Raw genomic sequence first — 1631 nt, forward strand, 5'->3', positions numbered from 1 at the left:
TTCGGCCGGCCTCTTTGATTTGGCGAGCTTTGCGACCTGCAAATTTGACGAGTCGTGCCAAGGCTCTGTCAAATTTGACCTCAAATTTACGCTCAAAAACGGCGGCAAATTTGGCGCCAAGCTCGGCTCGCGCAAGCGGCGCAAGCTTTGGTTTAGCAGCTCGCAAAACGGAGACAAATTTAACTCGCACAAATTTAGCAAACCTCGCCGCGCCGTCAAAACAGAACGCACGGATAAATTTAAGCTCAAATTTGAGAGCGAGCGAGACGGCTACGTCAAAAACGCTCGGGTATAGCCAAAACGCGGCAAGTCAAATTTGCGCCAAAGACAAATTTGACCAAACGAGCGTAAATTTGACGGCAAACGAAGCAAATTTAAGCGGATTTTCATCGGGCAAATTTAACGAAAGCGACTCAGGAAGCCCACAAAGCTCAAATTTAACGCAGATAAAAACCGTCGATATCCACTCGCATTTGCTTAGCTCGGATGTAAAATTCGACCGATTTTACGACAAACTAGCGCTTGCGTTTTTTGCCAAAAAATTCGACATAAACAGGAGCGAGCTTATAAAAAACGGCTTTGAGGGCTACAAAAGCAACTTCGCGCGGCTGATTAAAAGCTCGAATTTCGTCAAAAGGTCCGTGGTTTTCGGCGTCGATGCAAAATTTGACGAGAGCGGAAACCTCGTGCACAAGGACAAAACCGTCTGCGCCTCAAACGAGGATGTTTTTGCCTTTTACGAGCAAAATCCAAACGAGGTCGTGCCGTTTTTTAGCGTAAATCCAAACCGCAAAGACGCGCTAAATTTGATCGAAAAGTACCACAAAATGGGCTTTAAAGGCGGCAAGCTACTGCACTCGTACTGGGAGACGGATCTAAACGACAAGCGCTACGAGCCCTATTTTAGGCTACTTAGCGAGCTTGGGCTGCCGCTGGTGATCCACGTGGGCGACGAAAACTCGCTAGCATCAAACAAGGCGCTTGAGAGCATCGAGCAGCTAAAATCCCCGCTAAATCTGGGCTGCCGCATCGTCTGCGCTCACATGGGCGCCTCAAGCGACGGCGCTCTCACGGCGCTTTCCAGGGATCCCGAGAAATTCGGCGCAAACTACTTCACGCTACTTGGCTGGCTGCGCGAGTTTGACGGGCTGTACGCGGACGTTTCGGCGCTGCTTTGCATAAACAAGGCCCGCATCCTGCCGCATCTAAAAACCCAAACGCAAATCCACGACAAAATCCTTTTTGGTACCGATTTTCCCGTGCCTTTTAGCGTGATTCTAAGTAGCTACGACCTGCCTTTGCGAGACCGCCTCGCGCTAAACCGCATCCAAAATCCGCTCGATCGCTACGTGCGCGCGATGAGTTTGTATTTTGGCGAGGATTCGCCGATTTTTAGCAATTATAAAAAGATTTTGGGGGAGATTTGAGCTTGGATTTGGGGTGCAAATTTAATAGCGGGCGTGCAAATTTGAGCGCAGTTGGTAAAATTTGCACGTATTTTGACGGCGGTAGATTATAAGGTCAAATTTATGCGCCTTATCTACCGCGCCTAAAAAGCTGCAAATTTGACGACAACTAAATTTAGCAAAGCGAGCGAATTTTACGGCATCTCGGGCCAAATTTAACTACCG

General features: G+C 48.5%; 2 protein-coding genes. Both read left to right on the plus strand.

Going from position 1 to position 1631, the window contains the following annotated elements; all coding sequences use genetic code 11:
- A partial coding sequence (locus tag Q0338_RS03460; protein WP_298085545.1) for a hypothetical protein occupies positions 1 to 295 on the plus strand: 295 nt, incomplete at its 5' end.
- Positions 252 to 1427: an amidohydrolase family protein gene (locus tag Q0338_RS03465; protein WP_298085546.1), complete on the plus strand. Its 1176-nt coding sequence runs from the start codon at positions 252 to 254 to the stop codon at positions 1425 to 1427. The genes Q0338_RS03460 and Q0338_RS03465, both read left to right, overlap by 44 nt.
- Positions 1428 to 1631 lie beyond the last annotated feature (204 nt).

It is taken from the genome of uncultured Campylobacter sp., from assembly GCF_938018145.1.
Taxonomy (GTDB): Bacteria; Campylobacterota; Campylobacteria; order Campylobacterales; family Campylobacteraceae; genus Campylobacter_A.